Origin of the sequence: Cognatundibacterium rugosum, from assembly GCF_014284365.1 — a bacterium.
GTDB lineage: Bacteria > Pseudomonadota > Gammaproteobacteria > Burkholderiales > Burkholderiaceae_D > Undibacterium > Undibacterium rugosum.
This window is the reverse complement of record NZ_JACOGG010000061.1, coordinates 1-450: the sequence shown is the minus strand read 5'-3', so window position 1 is coordinate 450 and position 450 is coordinate 1. Positions and strand designations below refer to the sequence as shown.

Sequence of the window (450 nt, the reverse complement as noted above, 5' to 3'; positions counted from 1 at the left end):
ACTACGCACACGTTGACTGCCCAGGCCATGCTGACTATGTTAAAAACATGATCACTGGTGCAGCGCAGATGGACGGCGCGATCCTGGTTTGCTCCGCAGCAGACGGTCCTATGCCACAAACACGTGAGCACATTCTGTTGGCTCGCCAGGTTGGTGTTCCATACATCATCGTTTTCCTGAACAAATGCGACATGGTTGATGACGCTGAGTTGCTGGAACTGGTTGAAATGGAAGTACGTGAATTACTGTCCAAATACGAATTCCCAGGCGACGATCTGCCGATCATCCAAGGTTCCGCAAAACTGGCGCTGGAAGGCGACAAGGGCGCGTTGGGCGAAGAAGCAATCATGAAACTGGCTGACGCACTGGATAGCTACATTCCTACACCAGAACGCGCAGTTGACGGTACATTCCTGCTGCCAGTAGAAGACGTATTCTCCATCTCTGGTC

The 450-nt window shown here is 52.0% G+C and carries 1 protein-coding gene; it reads left to right on the top strand.

The features are described from left to right. Nucleotides 1-450: GTP-binding protein (locus H8K47_RS18060; protein ID WP_230410247.1), on the top strand; the 450-nt coding region annotated here is incomplete at both ends.